The sequence below is a fragment of the Nocardia brasiliensis genome (assembly GCF_042691675.1).
GTDB classification, from domain to species: domain Bacteria; phylum Actinomycetota; class Actinomycetes; order Mycobacteriales; family Mycobacteriaceae; genus Nocardia; species Nocardia brasiliensis_D.
In genome coordinates, this window is record NZ_CP170507.1 from 38,058 (window position 1) to 54,407 (window position 16,350).

The 16,350-nt window shown below is 69.5% G+C and carries 28 protein-coding genes; 27 read left to right on the forward strand and 1 reads right to left on the reverse strand.

Features of this window, described 5'->3' with window-relative positions; genetic code table 11:
* The first annotated feature begins 51 nt into the window (after positions 1-51).
* Together ACFK0J_RS00185 and ACFK0J_RS00190 are read left to right on the forward strand one after the other, a co-directional pair.
* A complete protein-coding gene (locus ACFK0J_RS00185; RefSeq protein WP_378735338.1) occupies positions 52-1,503 on the forward strand; it encodes a tyrosine-type recombinase/integrase in 1,452 nt (483 codons plus the stop codon).
* A gap of 207 nt (positions 1,504-1,710) precedes the next feature.
* Entirely contained in the window at positions 1,711-2,028 is a 318-nt protein-coding gene (locus ACFK0J_RS00190) for a hypothetical protein (RefSeq protein ID WP_378735339.1), read from the forward strand.
* Positions 2,029-2,403: 375 nt separating this feature from the next.
* On the opposite strand, the gene ACFK0J_RS00195 is transcribed toward ACFK0J_RS00190, so the two are convergent.
* Positions 2,404-2,682, reverse strand: a complete 279-nt coding sequence (locus tag ACFK0J_RS00195; RefSeq protein WP_378735341.1) for a helix-turn-helix domain-containing protein — start codon at positions 2,680-2,682, stop codon at positions 2,404-2,406.
* A 141-nt stretch (positions 2,683-2,823) separates the two neighbouring features.
* Here ACFK0J_RS00195 and ACFK0J_RS00200 point away from each other — a divergent pair, with 141 nt between their 5' ends.
* From ACFK0J_RS00200 to ACFK0J_RS00320, 25 genes are all read left to right on the forward strand, one after another.
* Positions 2,824-3,051, forward strand: coding sequence for a helix-turn-helix domain-containing protein (locus ACFK0J_RS00200; protein ID WP_378735343.1), 228 nt, complete (start codon positions 2,824-2,826; stop codon positions 3,049-3,051).
* Positions 3,048-3,374: a hypothetical protein gene (locus ACFK0J_RS00205; RefSeq protein WP_378735345.1), complete on the forward strand. Its 327-nt coding sequence runs from the start codon at positions 3,048-3,050 to the stop codon at positions 3,372-3,374. The genes ACFK0J_RS00200 and ACFK0J_RS00205 overlap by 4 nt, the downstream gene beginning before the upstream one ends.
* Before the next feature lie 135 nt (positions 3,375-3,509).
* Entirely contained in the window at positions 3,510-3,830 is a 321-nt protein-coding gene (locus tag ACFK0J_RS00210) for a hypothetical protein (protein WP_378735347.1), read from the forward strand.
* Positions 3,811-4,170: a hypothetical protein gene (locus tag ACFK0J_RS00215; protein ID WP_378735349.1), complete on the forward strand. Its 360-nt coding sequence runs from the start codon at positions 3,811-3,813 to the stop codon at positions 4,168-4,170. The genes ACFK0J_RS00210 and ACFK0J_RS00215 overlap by 20 nt, the downstream gene beginning before the upstream one ends.
* Positions 4,167-4,463, forward strand: a complete 297-nt coding sequence (locus ACFK0J_RS00220) for a hypothetical protein (protein WP_378735351.1) — start codon at positions 4,167-4,169, stop codon at positions 4,461-4,463. Before ACFK0J_RS00215 ends, ACFK0J_RS00220 begins: the two co-directional genes overlap by 4 nt.
* Positions 4,460-4,717: a hypothetical protein gene (locus ACFK0J_RS00225; RefSeq protein ID WP_378735353.1), complete on the forward strand. Its 258-nt coding sequence runs from the start codon at positions 4,460-4,462 to the stop codon at positions 4,715-4,717. The genes ACFK0J_RS00220 and ACFK0J_RS00225 overlap by 4 nt, the downstream gene beginning before the upstream one ends.
* Positions 4,714-4,995, forward strand: coding sequence for a hypothetical protein (locus tag ACFK0J_RS00230; protein ID WP_378735354.1), 282 nt, complete (start codon positions 4,714-4,716; stop codon positions 4,993-4,995). The genes ACFK0J_RS00225 and ACFK0J_RS00230 overlap by 4 nt, the downstream gene beginning before the upstream one ends.
* Positions 4,992-5,519 (forward strand): WhiB family transcriptional regulator, encoded by a 528-nt coding sequence (locus ACFK0J_RS00235; RefSeq protein WP_378735356.1) that lies wholly within the window; start codon positions 4,992-4,994, stop codon positions 5,517-5,519. Before ACFK0J_RS00230 ends, ACFK0J_RS00235 begins: the two co-directional genes overlap by 4 nt.
* Positions 5,516-6,367: a PD-(D/E)XK nuclease-like domain-containing protein gene (locus ACFK0J_RS00240; protein ID WP_378735358.1), complete on the forward strand. Its 852-nt coding sequence runs from the start codon at positions 5,516-5,518 to the stop codon at positions 6,365-6,367. Before ACFK0J_RS00235 ends, ACFK0J_RS00240 begins: the two co-directional genes overlap by 4 nt.
* The gene (locus tag ACFK0J_RS00245; RefSeq protein ID WP_378735360.1) at positions 6,364-7,521 is read left to right on the forward strand and encodes a hypothetical protein; all 1,158 of its coding nucleotides are present in this window, start codon (positions 6,364-6,366) and stop codon (positions 7,519-7,521) included. Before ACFK0J_RS00240 ends, ACFK0J_RS00245 begins: the two co-directional genes overlap by 4 nt.
* Positions 7,518-7,808, forward strand: a complete 291-nt coding sequence (locus ACFK0J_RS00250) for a hypothetical protein (protein WP_378735362.1) — start codon at positions 7,518-7,520, stop codon at positions 7,806-7,808. Before ACFK0J_RS00245 ends, ACFK0J_RS00250 begins: the two co-directional genes overlap by 4 nt.
* A complete protein-coding gene (locus ACFK0J_RS00255) occupies positions 7,808-8,560 on the forward strand; it encodes a hypothetical protein (protein WP_378735364.1) in 753 nt (250 codons plus the stop codon). The genes ACFK0J_RS00250 and ACFK0J_RS00255 overlap by 1 nt, the downstream gene beginning before the upstream one ends.
* Positions 8,557-8,787, forward strand: a complete 231-nt coding sequence (locus ACFK0J_RS00260) for a hypothetical protein (protein ID WP_378735366.1) — start codon at positions 8,557-8,559, stop codon at positions 8,785-8,787. The genes ACFK0J_RS00255 and ACFK0J_RS00260 overlap by 4 nt, the downstream gene beginning before the upstream one ends.
* Positions 8,788-8,864: 77 nt before the next feature.
* Positions 8,865-9,239, forward strand: a complete 375-nt coding sequence (locus ACFK0J_RS00265) for a helix-turn-helix domain-containing protein (protein ID WP_378735368.1) — start codon at positions 8,865-8,867, stop codon at positions 9,237-9,239.
* 319 nt (positions 9,240-9,558) lie between these two features.
* Positions 9,559-9,792 carry a hypothetical protein gene (locus tag ACFK0J_RS00270; RefSeq protein ID WP_378735370.1) on the forward strand — a complete coding sequence of 78 codons (234 nt, stop codon included), beginning with the start codon at positions 9,559-9,561 and terminating at the stop codon, positions 9,790-9,792.
* Entirely contained in the window at positions 9,789-10,211 is a 423-nt protein-coding gene (locus ACFK0J_RS00275; RefSeq protein ID WP_378735372.1) for a hypothetical protein, read from the forward strand. The genes ACFK0J_RS00270 and ACFK0J_RS00275 overlap by 4 nt, the downstream gene beginning before the upstream one ends.
* Positions 10,208-10,939, forward strand: coding sequence for a hypothetical protein (locus tag ACFK0J_RS00280; RefSeq protein ID WP_378735374.1), 732 nt, complete (start codon positions 10,208-10,210; stop codon positions 10,937-10,939). Before ACFK0J_RS00275 ends, ACFK0J_RS00280 begins: the two co-directional genes overlap by 4 nt.
* Positions 10,936-11,295: a hypothetical protein gene (locus ACFK0J_RS00285; RefSeq protein WP_378735376.1), complete on the forward strand. Its 360-nt coding sequence runs from the start codon at positions 10,936-10,938 to the stop codon at positions 11,293-11,295. The genes ACFK0J_RS00280 and ACFK0J_RS00285 overlap by 4 nt, the downstream gene beginning before the upstream one ends.
* Positions 11,283-11,912 carry a hypothetical protein gene (locus ACFK0J_RS00290; protein WP_378735377.1) on the forward strand — a complete coding sequence of 210 codons (630 nt, stop codon included), beginning with the start codon at positions 11,283-11,285 and terminating at the stop codon, positions 11,910-11,912. The genes ACFK0J_RS00285 and ACFK0J_RS00290 overlap by 13 nt, the downstream gene beginning before the upstream one ends.
* A complete protein-coding gene (locus ACFK0J_RS00295) occupies positions 11,909-12,349 on the forward strand; it encodes a RusA family crossover junction endodeoxyribonuclease (RefSeq protein WP_378735379.1) in 441 nt (146 codons plus the stop codon). The genes ACFK0J_RS00290 and ACFK0J_RS00295 overlap by 4 nt, the downstream gene beginning before the upstream one ends.
* Before the next feature lie 2 nt (positions 12,350-12,351).
* Positions 12,352-12,711 (forward strand): hypothetical protein, encoded by a 360-nt coding sequence (locus ACFK0J_RS00300; RefSeq protein WP_378735382.1) that lies wholly within the window; start codon positions 12,352-12,354, stop codon positions 12,709-12,711.
* Positions 12,708-13,739: a hypothetical protein gene (locus tag ACFK0J_RS00305; protein WP_378735384.1), complete on the forward strand. Its 1,032-nt coding sequence runs from the start codon at positions 12,708-12,710 to the stop codon at positions 13,737-13,739. Before ACFK0J_RS00300 ends, ACFK0J_RS00305 begins: the two co-directional genes overlap by 4 nt.
* Positions 13,736-13,858, forward strand: a complete 123-nt coding sequence (locus tag ACFK0J_RS00310) for a hypothetical protein (RefSeq protein WP_378735387.1) — start codon at positions 13,736-13,738, stop codon at positions 13,856-13,858. Before ACFK0J_RS00305 ends, ACFK0J_RS00310 begins: the two co-directional genes overlap by 4 nt.
* Positions 13,859-14,330: 472 nt before the next feature.
* Positions 14,331-14,633 carry an endonuclease domain-containing protein gene (locus ACFK0J_RS00315; RefSeq protein WP_378735388.1) on the forward strand — a complete coding sequence of 101 codons (303 nt, stop codon included), beginning with the start codon at positions 14,331-14,333 and terminating at the stop codon, positions 14,631-14,633.
* 93 nt (positions 14,634-14,726) lie between these two features.
* Complete coding sequence (locus tag ACFK0J_RS00320; protein WP_378735390.1) at positions 14,727-16,271, forward strand: hypothetical protein; 1,545 nt, start codon at positions 14,727-14,729, stop codon at positions 16,269-16,271.
* Positions 16,272-16,350 lie beyond the last annotated feature (79 nt).

Below are 16,350 nucleotides of genomic sequence, written 5' to 3' on the forward strand. Positions count from 1 at the left end.
GTCAACATACAGGGAATCTGAGGGGATTCGGCCTGACAGGAAGACCGATCCATGGCACGCCCTCGCAAGACAACCCCCCGCGTCCGTGTCCGTAATGACGGCACGACCTACTCCCAGGTCTGTTACCGCATCGAACGAAGCGGCAAGATCGTTCAAACCTCTCAATCCTTCGACGACCACCGCGCCGCGATCCGGTGGGCGAAACTGCTCGACCGCGTCGGCCCGATCGAGGCCGAGCGTGTTCTCGCCGCCCAGCTCGCCGCCGATCCTGATGTCGTCACGCTGAAAGTCTGGCTTCACCGCTACGTCGATAGCCTCGGCAAGAGCGTGGAGGAGGAGACCAAGCGCAAGTACCGCCGGATGATCGACCGCGACATGATCCCGTTCTTCGGCGAGTTCCTGCCTGTCGACGCGCTGACGCCCGAGCTCGATGCCGCGTGGGTCGATTGGCTCGAAACCGAGTTCGGCAACAAGCCGAAAACCGTGCGCAATAAGCACGGGTTGCTCTGCGCGGCAATGGGTGCCGCCGCACGCAAGCGGCCGACGCCGCTCATTCCGTGGAATCCGTGCGCCGAAACCAAGCTGCCCAAATGCTCAGCCCGCGAGACGGACCACCTCGACGAGCTCGAGTATGAGCTCATCGAGCAGTTGCTCGAGCCGTTCTGGCACCCGTGGTGGGAGTTCGGCGTTATGAGCATGGCGCGGCCTGGCGAGCAGGGCGCGCTCAAGGTCGGCGACATCAACCGCGACACGGGCGCCGTCTCGATCGTGCGGGCGTGGAAGTGGGCCAACGGCCGAATGAAGCTCGGCGACCCGAAGACCGAGCGCGGTATTCGGACCACGTTTGTACCGCTGGAAACTGTCGGCCGGCTCGACCTCGACGACCGCCCGGCCGACGCCTGGCTGTTCCTCACTCCAACCGGTCTGCCGGTGACCTCGGTCCGATTCTGGCAACAAGGGTGGGCACCGGCCCTCGAGCGTCTCGACGCGCTTGTCAAGGGTGATCGGACGCCATTCACCGGCGCGGCCGGGTGGGGCGGGCTCTCGTTCGACGAGCTGCAAAAGCGATACGGCCGCATCGCCGCTCGCCTCAAGTCCAAGCGCCTCACCCCATACACGACGAGGCACACCGGCATCTCGTGGCGGTTGCAGGACGGCGAGCCGATCTGGGTTGTGTCGCGCGACGCCGGGCATTCGTCGATCACGATCACCGATCGGCGGTACGGGCACAACTCGACTGCGGCCTCGGCGGCGAGCGCGCAGGTTATCGCCGGTCGCCTGCCTCGTCTGCGTAGCAACGTGGTCAGCATCGTGCAGGCCCGGCGGCGGCGCCTCGTGCAGCTCGGCAAGCTCGGCGAAATCGAGCGCGTCGCAGGCGGGTTCGAGGCTGTCTGGATGGACGAGCGCGGGCTCGTGCAATCGGCCGTGTTCGACAGCTACGACCACGCGGTCGACCACGTCGCCCAGCATGAGGCGGGCGACGTGCTCGCCGCCGCCGCGTGACCGGCGATTTCATTTCATTACAGGTGCAATGAAATGAAATTCGCCGCAGGTCAATGTCGCTTTCCGACCGGCCCGGAATCGTTGTGCGGCAAGGTGATACCACCGCGCACCGGCCCGGGTCGGCCGCCTGCGTACTGCTCCGATCCCGCGCACAACCCGGTCACTGCGCACCGCGCCGCGAGGCGGTACGCCGCCGAGACTGAGACCGTGGTCGACGACGCCGAGCGCCTGGCCGCCGAGCTCGAACGGGCCCGCGCCATCATTGCGACGGCCGAGCGCGCCCGGCACGGAGCCGAGCGCGAGGCGCACGCGGCCCGGCGCGAGCGAGACGCGGCGCTCGCTCTACGCGACCTCGCCGTCGAGGAGGTTGCCGAGGTGAAAGACGCAGCGGCCGAAACGGTCTCGCGTATGCGCCGCGAGTTCGACCGCGAGGTCGCTGCGGTCGCGGCCGTAGCCGACGCCGAGATTGCTAGCGCACATGCTGCGCACACATCGAGCGGCTGTCATCCACAGTTGACGGCCTAACCGCAAGACACGAAAACCTCGGGCGCGCAAGGTATTGCGCGCCCGAGGTTTTTAGTATCCATCGCTTTTAAACGGTAACAATTCCGACATAATGCAAATCGGTCATACCGGTTCGCATGTTCCTGGTTACGCTGGCGCTACCCATCGGTCCCAAGATCGGGTAGGGGCATCCGGCAATAAATGCACGGCACCTCGTACCCGGTAGTATCGAACTGGTGTTCGAGCGAGCGCGTCGGGGGGCTCGCGACCGGTGGCGGGCAACGTGCGAGCGAGGGTGTGTCAATGGGGAGTGAGAACCGCGACGAGGTCAGCGCGTCAACAACGGTGGCGAGCCTGATTAGGGCCGCCAACCGTCAAGGAGTGAGAGCGAGTCAGTTACTCCGCGGCGCCAGCGCCCCTCTGAGCGGCGTCGACGAAGTCGCCAGCATCGACGCCGAGACCGCGAGCAACCGCAAGAACCTGCTTGACTGACATCTCCCGTTCCTGCGTCTCGAGCCGAGAAATGGTATTCACGCTCAACCCGGCTCGTTTCGCGAGTTCGGCCTGCGTGATGTTTGCCCGCGCCCGTTCGGCGCGCAGATGTGCGGCGAGAGCCCGGTTCTCGGGATCGTCGTACTTAGGGCGGCCCTCTTCGTGGTCACCATCTTTGCTCATTGGGTGATTGTCACCCCCAATTGGGTGGATAGGCAACTCCTTCGACCTCTTTGGGGTTGTTCAACCTTGCCCGCAGTGCGTTAGCTAACGCACCTCCGATCGGCGTTGACCGTCACCCAATTGGGTGTATTGTCATCCAATATGGATAGCGACAATGCAGGGCGGATAGCGGCAACGCTCCGTGTCGCCCGCGCTCGTCGGGGGATCACACAGGAGCAACTAGCCAAGGCGGCCGGACTCGCCCCGCAAACCGTGAGTCGGTTCGAGTCCGGCCAGCGTGAGCCGCGCGTAAGTCAGCTAATGCGCATCGCCGCCGCGCTCGACACCACACCGTCAAAACTGCTCGCCGGGGTGGAGGTCGCCGCATGATTCCAGACCTCGAGTTCGAGACGTTCTCGCTCGGGCAGGTGTGCGAGATGACCGGCGCCCCGTCCGTCGATTGGCTGAGCCGCCGCATCACGAGCGGCGAGACCCCCGCCGTACTGGCCGGGCAGCACTGGCGCATGACCCGTGCGGATATGGCCGTGCTCGTCGAGCAGATGCGCGAGGCCGGGCAGCGCAAGCTCGCCGACCTCGCCGCACGCCGACCCGCCGCCGCATCGAGCACACACACCGAAACCACTCCCGCCGACGCCGGACTGAGCCCGCGCGCCGCCGCACGGATGAAACGCCGCAAGAACGACGCGGCCTGACTTCCCCGCGGTGGCGAGCCGACGCCGCCGCGAGGACGCGGGACCGGCCGACGGACCGCCGGGCGACCCCCCTCACGCCCGAACTCGGTCGGTCCCGCAACCCACTAACCACGCCAACAGACAGGAGACCCCGAGATGAGCTGGGTCGAGGTCTACGAACAGGCCGCCGAGCGTGCGCAGCAGCGCCGCCTCGACGGCGCGCTCGGCGACCCCCCTCCCGGCATCGACCCCGAGACATGGCACCGGTTGTGCGAGGCGATCGACGCCTCGGGCTGGGTGTCCGGCCGGATGCTCGCGCCCCGCGCCATCCGAGAAATCGCACACGCGGCCGTCGTCGTGCTGTGCCCGCCCCCGTCCGACACAAGGACGCCCCGACCGAATGCGACTCGGTCGGGGCTGGTGATTCCCGTTCCAGAGAACCAAGGAGATGCTACCGATGCAGTGGCTCGTTCCTAACGTCGACCGCACGTTCGGTCGTCGACCCAAGCACGCGCTCGGCGTGACGGCGTTCGTCACCGTCGCGGCTATTGCCGCCATGCTCGCCGCCGAGCGGGCCGCCCGTGCCGCCCGCCGCAACGCCTCGCCGGTGGCGTGGCAGAACCCGGCCGAGGCCGTCCGTAACGCCGTCGTCGTGTGCAACGGCGCGATTGTTCCGACCGCCCCGCCGGCGCCCGCCGATCCGGCGCCGACGCTCCCGCTCCCGCGCGCCGAACTGTTCGCCGCGCCCGAGGTCGACGGCGGTCGGCCCGTGCACGAGCTCGATTTCGCCACTCGTGACGCGGGGGGCTGGCGATGACGACCAGCAACGAGGCCGCGCAGGTCTCCCACGTGTACGCCGTCACCCGCTCGCGTCTCGCCGAGCTCGTCGAGGCCAGCGCCAGCGACGGCGAGACCGATTCGGCGTTCGTCGCGCTGGCGCTCAGCCTGCACGGTGCGAACCCCGACAACCTCGCTCAACTGCTCGCCGCCGCGGTGCTGCGCATCGCCGCCGCCGAGCGCAACCACGCCGCCCAGTGCGACGAAATCGCCCGCCTGAACGCCGAGCTCGGCATCGCCACCGCACACAACGAGATGGGGAAAGCATCGTGACTACACCTGTTGGCCGGACCCACAGCGGCGAGAGCTGGGAAGTGGTCGAGCACGCCCGCAAGCTCGCCGGGCGCCAGCTCGACGGGCTGATCAGCGGCGCACTGATCTGCCCGTGCCCGAACGCCCCGGACTCGGTCAAGCATTACGACACGGTGCAGGTTGTCGCGGGCTCGCTGTTCCCCGCCCCGGTGCTCGCCGCGCTGCTCGCCGAGGCCGTGACCCGCCTCGCCGGAATCAAGGCGGGCGGGCAGTGACCCCGCTCGCGCACGTCGTGCAGGTCGCCATCGTCGGCGGCGCGATCGTCGGCGTCCTCGTCCTGTTCGGCGGCACGGCGGCCGTCGACTACTTCAATGCCAAGGCCCGCGCCGCGGCGGCCGTCGTCGTCGACCAGGGCGACGGCATCGACCCCGAGTTCGAGGAATACCTCGACATCCTCGACGACGAGGTCGACCTGCCCGAGCCGGACGACTCCGGCGCCGAGTGGGACCGGGCCCGCGACCGCGACCTCGATTACCGGTGGGGGGCGGCGTGACCGAGACAGCGTTCCCCACCTGGCGCGACCGGGCGGCCTGCCGCGACCACGACCCCGAGCTGTGGTTTCCGCTCCCATCACAGACCGCGACGACCGCGCGGGCGATCTGCGTCGACTGCCCGGTGCGCCGGGCGTGCGGCGCCGAGGCCCTGACGACCGGCGAGAACTTCGGCATTCGCGCCGGGTTCTCGATGAGCAACGAGCGGGCTGCGCTGCGCGTGTTCCTCGATGTCGTGAGCGGTCTGTGCGACACGTGCGGGCGCGAGATGCACGTCAAGATCAACCTCCGCACGTGCGCCGAGTGCCGTCGAGTCGCCCGCGGCGAGGCGGGCGACCACGAGGCCGTCCGCGCTCACATCGAGCACTTGCGCGAGGTCGCCCGGATGACGATCCGCGACATTGCCAACAGGGCCGGTGTCGCCCGGGCGACCGTGCGCGACATCGGGACCGGCGCCCGGACCGCGATCACGTCCGACACCGCGACGCGCATCCTCGCCGTCGAACCGGCGGGGGTGAGGGTGTGACGCTGGCGCTGATCGAGCCTCGCCCGCTGGCGTTGATCGAGCCGGGCCTGTACCCGGACGTGCCGGACGAGGAATACCACGCCGACCGCGACAGCCTGTCGAGCTCGGGGGCGCGCACGATCCTGTTCGATTCGCCGTCGGAGTTCCGCAAGCAACCGCGAATCGAAAAGAGCGACTTCGATTTCGGGCACGCCGCACACCTGTACGTGCTCGGCAAGGGCGCCGAGCTCGTCGTCATCGACGCGCCCGACTGGCGCTCGAAAGACGCCCGCCAAGCTCGCGACGAGATTCGGGCGGCCGGGCGAGTTCCGATCCTCAAGGCCGAGGACGAGCAGGCGCGAGAGATGGCGCGCGTCGCGCTCGAGCACGACCTCGCAGGCGCCTACCTCGCCGAGGGCGACCCCGAGCTGTCGGGATGGTGGATCGACGAGCAGACCGGGGCGCGGTTGCGGTTGCGCCTCGACTGGCTCACCCGGTTGCCCGACGGCCGGTGGATCGTCGTCGACTACAAGACATCGAAATCGTCCGGTCGACGAGCGTTCGCCAAAGCCGCTGGTGAGTACGGCTATTTCATGCAACAGCCGTTCTACGTCGACGGCCTGCGCGCGCTCGGTATCGAGGTCGCCGATTTCGTGTTCATCACGCAGCGCAAGACGCCGCCCTATCGGATCACCGTTGCCCGCGTCGACGCCGCCGACATCGAACTCGGTCGCCGGTGCAACCGCCGAGCTATCGAGATTTTCGCCGACTGCATGGCGGCCGACGAGTGGCCGGACGACAGCCACGAAATCCCCACCGTCTGTATCCCTGCATGGACCCGCTACCGAGCTGAGGAGTTACTCGCATGACCCATCCCGACCGTTACCAGCCGACCGAAGCCGTTGCCCGGCAGTCGATCACCTCGCAGGCGACCATCGTCGAGCAGTCGCGCGCCGTCGCCGAGGTACAGGCCGCCGTGCTCGTCGCGCAGCAGCGCCCGCGCAACCGTGCCGCGGCCGTGCAGGAGATGCGCGACGCGACCGCGCAGATGAGCGTCGCGAGCCGCGCGTATTTCCGCTACAACCGCGGCGACGGCACCGTGACCGGCGTCTCGATCCACCTCGCCCGCGAGCTCGCTCGGTGCTGGGGCAACGTCGATTACGGCCTGAAGGAACTTCGCCGCGACGACACCAAGGGCGAATCCGAGATGCTCGCGCACGCATGGGATATGCAGACCAACGCCCGCGCATCGACGACGTTCATCGTCCCGCACATCCGCGACACCAAGAAGGGCCCGCGCCAGCTCACCGAAACCCGCGACATCTACGAGAACAACGCCAACAACGGCGCGCGCCGGTTGCGCGAGATGATCCTCGCCGTTCTGCCCGCGTGGTTCGTGCAAGAGGCGCAGGCGAACTGCGACGCGACCCTCGAGAACGGCGGCGGCAAGCCGCTGGCGGGCCGCATCGCCGATGCCCTGCGCCTGTTCGAGGAAATCGGCGTGAGCGCGCAGCAGCTCGAGGCCAAGCTCGGCCGGTCCTCGAGCATGTGGAACGGCCACGATGTCGGGCAGCTCGGCGTTATCTACTCGTCGATCAAGCGCGGCGAGACCAACACCGCCGACGAGTTCGACGCGACCGCTCCCGAGGCCGAGTCGGGGGTGTCCGCGGCCGAAATCGCCAGCACGGGCCGGAAGAAGCGCGCGCCCCGCCGCCCCGCGGCCGAGGCGAAGACGGACGAGAAGACGACGAGCGAGGCACCCGAGAACACCTCGGAACCGGCCACGCCGCCCGAGGTCGGGCCCGCGACAGACGACCAGGTCGAGCGCCTCGGAAAGCTGCTCGACGAGGTCGGCCTCGTCGAGGACGAGGCCGGGCGCTGGGAATTCCTTTCGCACCACGCGGGCCGCGAAATCACCGTGCTGCACCACCTCACAGCGGCCGACGCGGACCGGATTACCGCGCTGTTGGTCGACAGCATCTCGGGCCCGCCCGCCGACGAGACCGCCGGCGGTGCCCAGTGAGCGCGACCGAATCGCACCGCGACGCAGCGGCTCGTCACGCGAACAAGGCGGATAAGTCGGCCTACGCCGACGCGGCGGCCGAGGAGCGGGCCGCCGGACACCTGCGCGCGCTGCTCGCCATCGAGGAGCGCCTCGGCGAAATCGTCGGGTTGATGCGCCCCCGAGCGGTCGACCTCGGCCCGTTCGGCGTGGTGCACAACCCGAACGGCCTCACGGCCGAGGAGGTCACCGAGGCATTCGACCGCGCCGCGGCATTCGCGACGGCCCGACAGAAAGGCGGCCTGTGATGCACGAGAGCATCATCGTCGGCACCGGCGATTTCCGGCAGGCGCTCGGCTCGGTCCGGGTGCACGCCAGCGACGACAAGGAATCGCCCGCGGTGCACCGGGTGCGCCTGCAATTCGGGCGCCAGCACCTCACGATTTCCGCGACGGACCGATACACGGCCGCGATGGCGATCGTGTCCCTATGGGGCGACCGGCCGCCCGGCGGGTACCGCGTGATCGGCGTCGAGCTGCTGCCCGACGACGCGGCGAAAATCCTGTCGATATTCAAGGGCGGCAAGGAACCGATCGGGTCGGGCATCTCGCCCGAGAACCTGCTGCGTCTCGAGGTGCTCGACGAGCACCTACGCATTACCGACTGTTCGGGCATGATCGACGGCCGCGCGCTACAGCTCCCGCGGCTATCGACCGAAGACTCGGCGCTCGCGGCCATCGCGCAGCGCATCGAGGAGGCGCACCAATCGCCGCACCGCACCATCGACGACATGGCGGTGTCGGGCGACACCATCGCCAGATTCCGCGAGGCGTCACGCGCGTACGGTGCGCCGCTGCTCATCGAGGGACGCGGCACCCGCTCGCCGGTGCTGCTCGTCCGGTGCGGCGAATCATTCCTCGGCGTCATGGCCTCGCGCGAGCTCACCGCCGACAAGCGCGAGCGCGTCGACGAGTTCGTCGAGGGATGGGCGAACCGCCTGCCCGGCATCGTGTTCGAGGCCCGCACCATCGACGCCGCGCAGAACGGCGCCGAGGCATGAGCGCGCCGGAGGCGATGCCGTGGGCGCAGGCCGAGCCGATCGTTCGCGACGCGGTCCGGTACACGGCGGTCGTGCTGCTCGTCGGCCGCGACCCGGACAACCCCGACGAGGTGTTCGTCGACGAGATCCGCAACCCGGCGCGCGAGCTCGACGACGCGCTGCTCGTCCGGGCGCTACGCGACCTCATCGACCGGGTCGAGGGACGGGCAGACAGGGCGGGGCAGTGAGGGCGGCGCCGGTCGCTCTATCCGAACTGGACGCCCGCCATTCGTGGACGTTCTTCCTATCGACCGTGTGGAGGCGCGTGGTGGATTCAGTAGCGGGCGCTACGCGCCAGATGGTTCCGGTCGACCGGTTCGAGTGGGAGCGCATCGCGCGCCGCGTCCAAATGCACAGCACGACAAAGTATCTCGCGCTCATGATGGCGACCTACGCCGACGCCGACGGGTCGCGTATCCGGCCCGGCGTCGAGCGCCTGGCGCTCGTCATGTGCGTGAGTGAGAAGACGGTCAAGCGCGCGTTCGCCGACCTGCGCGCGCTTGGCCTCATAGAGCGCACCAAGCAGGGCAACCGGCACCGCGGCCTCGCCGACGAGTACCGGCTCACCGTGCCGTCGACACTGCTCGACGAGGCGCTGCTCGACCCGGACGAGACGGCGGTATCTGGGGGTCACTCATGACCCGCAGAGCCGCCGGGCTCGGCCCGGTTCTACGGGTCACCAGTGACCCCCGGACATGTGAAACGGGCTCGTGTCTACGGGTCGCCCGTGACCCCCGGAGTTATCCACAGGGCGCAAGTCTGGGGGTCACTAGTGACCCCTATACGGGTGCCTCGCCGGAAAGTCTGGGGGTCATTTGGTCCAAGTCTGGGGGTCATATGGGCCATGTCTGGGGGTCACCGGTGACCCCCCACCAACCCATACCAACCACAACCAGAAATACCCGCGTGGCTGATTCACGTACGCAACTCACGACCGCGCGAGCGGGGGTGTGGAATTCATGACCCTCGATCGCACCGGAGAGCACCGCGAGCCCGAGGACACCTCGGCGCCCTGGCACGACCCGCGTTGCCGCCGCGGCTGGCTCGGTGAGGACGACGACGCCCGCCCGATCCCGTGCCCCGTGTGCAAGCCGTGGACCCGCGGCGAACGCCATGACATCAACCAGACAACCCCGAGCCTGCGCGCACAGCAGGCCATCGCAGCAGCAGAGCGCAAGGAGAACCAACGGTGAACGTCCGCACATTCGAGTTCCAGCGAGACGCCGACGTGACCGGCGTATCCGGCACCGGCGTAGTCGCCGACGGCGTCACGTTCGACGATGGCGTGACCGTCGTTCGCTGGCGCGGCGAACGCCGGTCAACGGTCGTATGGCCGTCGGTCGAGGACGCTATCGCCGTGCACGGACACGACGGCGCGACCCGCCTCGTGTACACCGGGCTCTCGGCCATCGCGGTAATGGTCGAGAACTTCGCCCAGAACATGCAGGCCGCCGCCGATCACCGGAACGCCATCGCCCGCGGGATCAGCATCGCCAGCGACGCCGAACTCATCGACGAGGTCACCGGCGACGCCGAGCTCGACGAGCACGCGATCGAGTCGGCCGCCATCGTGCGCGCCGAGTTCGACGCCGAGGACGAGGCCCGGTCGTGATTGACGTTCTGATCTTGCCCGGTACCGGCTACGGCCGCACCGGCGACGGCATCTCGCAGGCGTTCGCCGACTCGCTCGACCCGGCCCGGTTCGAGCCGAGGATCGTGTCGTACCCGGCCGAGTACGGCAACCCGCGCCCGTACATCGAATCGCGACGCCTCGGCCGCCGGGCGCTGCTCGACGCGATCCGGGTTCGGCGCTCGTTTGTGCTCGCTGGATACTCGCAAGGCGCCGGAATCGCGGGCGACCTCGCCCGCGACATCGTCGAGCACATGCCCGGCGCGCTCGCCGACCACCTCGTCGGCTGCGCGCTCATCGCCGACCCGCTGCGCCCGGCCGGTGCTGGGATTCCGCACCGCCCGCCGGCGCCCGGCTACGGCATCGCCGGACAGCGAGACGTACCCACCGTGCCGACATGGTGGGCCGCGGCCGACGGCGACCCGATCACGGCACTACCGCCGGGCAACCCGCTGCGTTCGGTGGCCGACCTGTCCGAGTGGTGGTCGCTCGCGGGCCCGGTCGAGGTGGTGCGCTGGGGCGAGGACATCGTCGAGAAATGCCGCACGGCCACGCTGCAACGGTGGTGGTCGCCTGCGAACTGGCGCACGTGGGGCGGCGCGATGGCGTTCGCCCGCGGCTATCTGTGGGACGGCCGCCACACGACGGACTACCTCGTACACGGGCACGTGCAGGCGCTCGCCGACGTGGTGAACCGGGCCGTGTCATGAGCGACGAGCCGGGCCTGTTCAGCCTGCCCGACGGCTACAGCGCCGCCGAGGCCGACCTCACGCACACCGAGCGTCGGCACCGCCTCATCGAGCGGCGCATCGCCGCTCGGATTCACCCGCTCGGATACGTCGCGCTGCACGAGCAGGCGGCAACCGGCCGGGACGGCGACGGCCTGCGCTGTGGCTCGTGCCGGTGGCGCGCAGTCCTCGACCATCACAACCGGGCCTATCCGAAATGCTTGTGCGGCAACGGCGTTCGCGTGACTCACAGCGAAGCATCCGACATTCGCGCCTGGTGGCCTGCCTGCCGCGACTACGAGACCACGAACGAGGAGGCCCGCCCGTGCTTGACGTGACCCCCTGCCAGCTCGGCCCGATCGGTCCCGGCGCCATGCTCGCCGGACACCCCCGGGTGCGCGCCGATTGCGCGTGCGGAACCACTCTCAGCGGATGGGACGCCGCCCAGGTGCGCGACCTGTACGCCCGGCACCTCGCGATCCCGCGGCCACCGGCCGAGGTGCTCGCCAAGGACGCCCCGACGCTCGCTGACGTACGCCGGTGGCCGGATTTCTTCATCTCGGGCCCGGGCCGCCGGGTCGCCTCGGCGACCGAGTGCCCGCACGCCTACTACCTGACCGACTCGTGCCCGGGGTGCGATGCCGACGCCGAGGCCGCCGAGCGCGCGGCCGAGGCCGATCGCGCCCCGGCCGACATGGTCACGGTGCCGTTCGAGGTGGTGCTGCGCGTGTACCTCGACGGGTTCGGCACTGGCGCCGCGAGCGCGCTCGCCAAGGTCCGGCCCGACGCCCCGCACGCCATCGTCGACGACGCCGCGCAGGCGCTCGTTAACGTGCTCGGAAACGACCCGCTCGCCGTCGAGCAACTCCGCGACCACATTCGCCGGCGCCTGCGTGGCGAGGCCGACAACGCCATAACCGAGGTACCGGTATGGACGCCGAGGAACGACCGGTGACGGCCGTTACCGGCGGCTACGCCGTCGTAGGCGAGCGCCTGTTCGTGCCCGGCGCACCGGTACCGCAGGGCAGCAAGTCATACAAAGGCCACCGGCGCGGGCGCGCCGTCCTCGTCGAGTCCGCGGCCGGTCTGCCCGACTGGCGGGCCCGCATCGCATGGGCCGGGCACGAGCACGGCTGGCGCCCGGCGCCTGGGCCGTTCGCCGTCGACCTCGAGTTCGTCCTGCCGCGCCCTAAGAGCACGCCGAAATCGCGGACGCCCCCGGCGATCAAGAAGCCCGACGGCGACAAGCTGCTGCGCGCTGTATACGACGCGCTGACGGGCGTTGCGTGGCTCGACGACGCGCAGGTCGTCGACGAGCACCACCGCAAGCGGGTAGCCGAGCTCGACGAGGTGCCCGGCGTGTACATCGCCATCACGCGATTGGAGGTCTGACCATGACCGATGCCGAGTTGTGGGTGCTCCCGGCATGGACAAACCCGTTCATGTCCGCGGCCACCGAGCCGACGCTCGGGCCGTGGGCGAGCCCGGGCCGGGTGAGCCTCGCGCCCGAGCTCTCGCACTGGGACCGCCTCACGTGGGGCGCGGCCGTGTACGCCGTGCGCAACCCCGGTCGGCCGATCTACGCCCTCACCGTGCGAGACCGCCTGTTCTGCTACCTCGCCGCGCAATCCGCTGCGTTCTGGTCGCTGCCCGACGACCCGCTCGACTCGACCGAGTGGATTCGCCGCGAGCGGTTCCGGTCGATTCCGCCCATCGACGACCCGGCGCTACAGCTACGGCGGGGGCGCTCATGACCGGCACGCCGTGCGCCGTCTGCACACGCCTCGTCGGCGACCGTCTCGCGCTGTGTGGGGAGTGCGGCCGGGCGCTCGTCGAGGCCCTGCTCGCCGTGCCGAGCCTGCTCGCCGACCTCGAGACCGCGCGCAGCGGACAAGCCCGCGTCACCGACGGCCGCGCCGGTGGCCGCTCGGCCGAGGCGCCGCTACCGATCAAGGACACGAGCAGCGAGCAGCGCGGGCGAGGCCTGCGCCTACTCGGCGAACGTGACGCGCTGGCACTCGCGACCGCGCTACACGGATGGGCCCGCGTGCTCGCTGACCACCTCGGCACCGAGGTACCGATCGAATCGCGCTCGCTCGCCGTCATGGCCGCCAACGCCCGCCACACCGGCGGCTCGGCCGAGGCCCCGCTCGTCGTGCACGAGTACCGCCTGCGCAAGGGCGAGCGCGTCCGGGTGTCCCGGGTCGCCCTGCGCACCGCGGCGCACCTCATCACGCCCGTACAGGTCGACGAGCGGCTCGCCGTGTGGATGGCCTCGCACCCGCGCGAGCTACGCCAGCTCGACGCCGCCGACCAAGCTCACGCCGACATCGTCGGCGCGACCGCGAACCTACGCCGAGCGATCGACCGGCCCGCCGACCTCCGGTACCTCGGCCGGTGCCCGACCGTCCTCGACGACCGCCTCAAGTGCTCGGCGAACCTGTGGGCGGGCGATTCGGCATGGGTCCGGTGCCCGCGGTGCCAGATGCAGCACGAGGTCGCCCATATCGAGGCCGCCGCCACCGAGGCCGCCCGCGAGATGCTGTGCACGATGCCCGAGCTACTGCACGCTTGCGCGGCCGTCGGCGCGCCGATCGCGCGCCGCACCGGCTACCGATGGGCCGCCGAGGGCCGTCTCACGCGCCGCGCGTGGCTCATCCGCTCGCGCGCCGGTGTCCGCATCACGGACCGGCACGAGGACGGCGCGGTACCCGTGTACCGCGTCGGCGACGCTCTCGATCTGGCGCGCCGCAGTGCCGACGCGGAAGAATCGCCCGTATGACGATCGAGGAGCATCACGAGGCACTTGTCGCCGAACTTGCCGAAGTTCTCGACATCGAGGCAGGGCTCGCCGAGATCATTGGTACACCACCGGAAGGCCACCGCGCCGACCGTGAATAGGCCGCTCACGCTGGCGAGGACGCGCCACCTCGGCACCGCAAGATCGAAAAGCCCGTGACCTGCTGCTATCGTGGGTGGCACCTCGAAACCGGTACTGACGAACCGACCCCGAAAACGGTCGACAGTGCCGGTTTTCGCATGTCATGGGCCATTTTCGGCCACATCGCACCCTCACCGCTCACCCGAGGAGTTCGCCATGTCGACCCTGTCCGCCGCCGCCTCGCTCGTCCCGTGGGAACTGCTTGCCCGCATCGCCCTGGCAGTCGTCCGCGAGCTCGCCTGATGAGCGCGCTCGACGTGCTCGACCTGCTGTTCGGGTGCCTGCGCACCACCGCGCCGCGCACCCTCGAACAGCCGCTCTACGTTGTGCCGTACGGTTCCTGGCCGGTCTAATGCCCGCCTGGCTCGACGCCGTGCTGCTGTTCGTCGCTCGGTGGGTTGCCGACCGTGCCGGACTAGGTAGGCGTCGATCATGACCCGCAAGCGCACCACGACACAGAAGGGCCTCGGGTGGGCCCACCAGCAGCGCCGCCGGGCCTTGCTCGAGACGCTGCGCGACGGCGAGACGTGTTGGTGGTGCGGCCTACCCATGTACCGCGTGCAGGCTCTCGCGGCCGATCACACGCACGCTCGAGCCCACGGGGGCAAGGTCGCCGACCGCCTGCTGCACGACACGTGCAACAAGGAACGCGGCGACGGATCGCGCGATCACCTAAGGCCAGCGCTCACCCGATCTCACGGCGGCCACGCCGCAAACGCCCTCGACTGGGGCTGACGAGGGCACCCCCTCCTAATCATCGGACCCCCGGGGCCTGACTCGTCCGCGGCAGTCAGGCTTTTTCTCTCTCCCCGCGGTGCTCGGGAGGGGATGTTGCAAACGAGTTGGCCGCGCCCGGGACTAGTCGGAATCCAAGAACCGCGGATCGCGTTCCGCCCGGCCGCCGCAGTGGACTACAGCGGCGCCGCCGAGGTGTTCAGCCTCGCCGAAGACGCAGGGCGGCGGCTCCCGCCCTGGCAGGCCGGGGCGATCACAGACGGCACCGCGCGCCGGGCCGATGGGAAATGGGCCGCGTTCGAGGTCTGTCTGCTCGCGAGCAGACAGAACGGGAAGAACGGCGTACTTGAGCTCGTCCTGCTGTGGTGGATGGTGACCGAGCCCGGCGTCCAAATCCTGTACACGGCACACCAGTTCAAAACCGCGCTAAAGACCATGCGCAAGGTGATGGCGCTCATCAACAAGTCTGACCAGCTACGACGCCAGCTCATGCCGGGACAACCGCGCACGAGCAACGGGCAAGAGTCGATCACGCTCTCGAACGGCTCAACGATCTACTTCGCCACCCGCACCGACCAGGGCGGCCGAGGCGACAGCGTCGACCGGCTCGTGATCGACGAGGCGATGATCTGCTCGCCCGAGGCGCTCGCCGCGCTCATGCCGCTCATCACGACCGCGGCCAACGGGCAGGTCTGGTACCTCGGCAGCGCGGCCGACGCCGACAGCCAACCCAAATGCGGCGTGTGGGCGATGCTGCGCGAGCGCGCACTCAAACGGACCGGCAAGCGCCTGCTCTGGCTTGAGTGGTCGGCGCCCGAGCTCCCGGCCACCGCGACGGCCGTCGAGCGCGCAGCGTGGCGGATGGACCGGCGCAACTGGGCCGCCGCGAACCCGAGCGTCGGATACCTGTTCGACGAGGAGTACATCGAGGACGAGGTCGCCTCGTTCGCCGCGCGACTCGAGAAATGGGAAGTCGAGCGCCTGTCGGTCGGCCGGTGGCCTAAGCCGCCCGAGGAGCGCGAGCGCGCGATCCCGGCCGGGACGTGGGAGGACATGACCGAACTCGGCGCGCGGGTGCACGGTCCGATCGCGCTCGCGCTGGACATGACAGGCGACCTCACCACGGCCGCGCTCGGTGCGGCGACTCGCACCGTCGACGACAAGATTCGGCTCGAGCTTGGTTACCACGGGTCAGCGCAGGGCATCGTCGACCGGGTCGTCGACCTCGTCGCTCGGTGGGACCCGTGCGCGGTCGTCATCAACGGCAGTAGCCCGGCGAAGGCCCTCGCCGGCCAACTGTTGGCACGGGGTATCGAGGTCGAGTTCACCTCGGCCGGACAGGCGGCCGACGCCGCGGTCGGCCTCGTGCAGGACGCGCTCGACGGCGCCCTGTCGCACGGCGGCGACCCGCGGCTCACGGACGCACTCGGCAGCGTGCAGAAACGCGAGCTCGGCGGCGGCCGGTTCGGGTGGGACTACACCGCGGGCGACGTGACCCGCGTACAGGTGATTTCGCTCGCGAGGTGGGCGCTACTCGAGTTCGGCCTCGCCCCGGTCACACCGCCGCAGACACCGACGCAGGACGACGACCGCGACGTGCACGTCGAGCAGGACGAGCTCATGGCGATGGGGTTCTAGGAGGTGGGCACCATGGCAAAGAGCAAGACGACACCAACGGCCGAAATCGGTTACGCCACAGAGGGTTACGACGGCACGG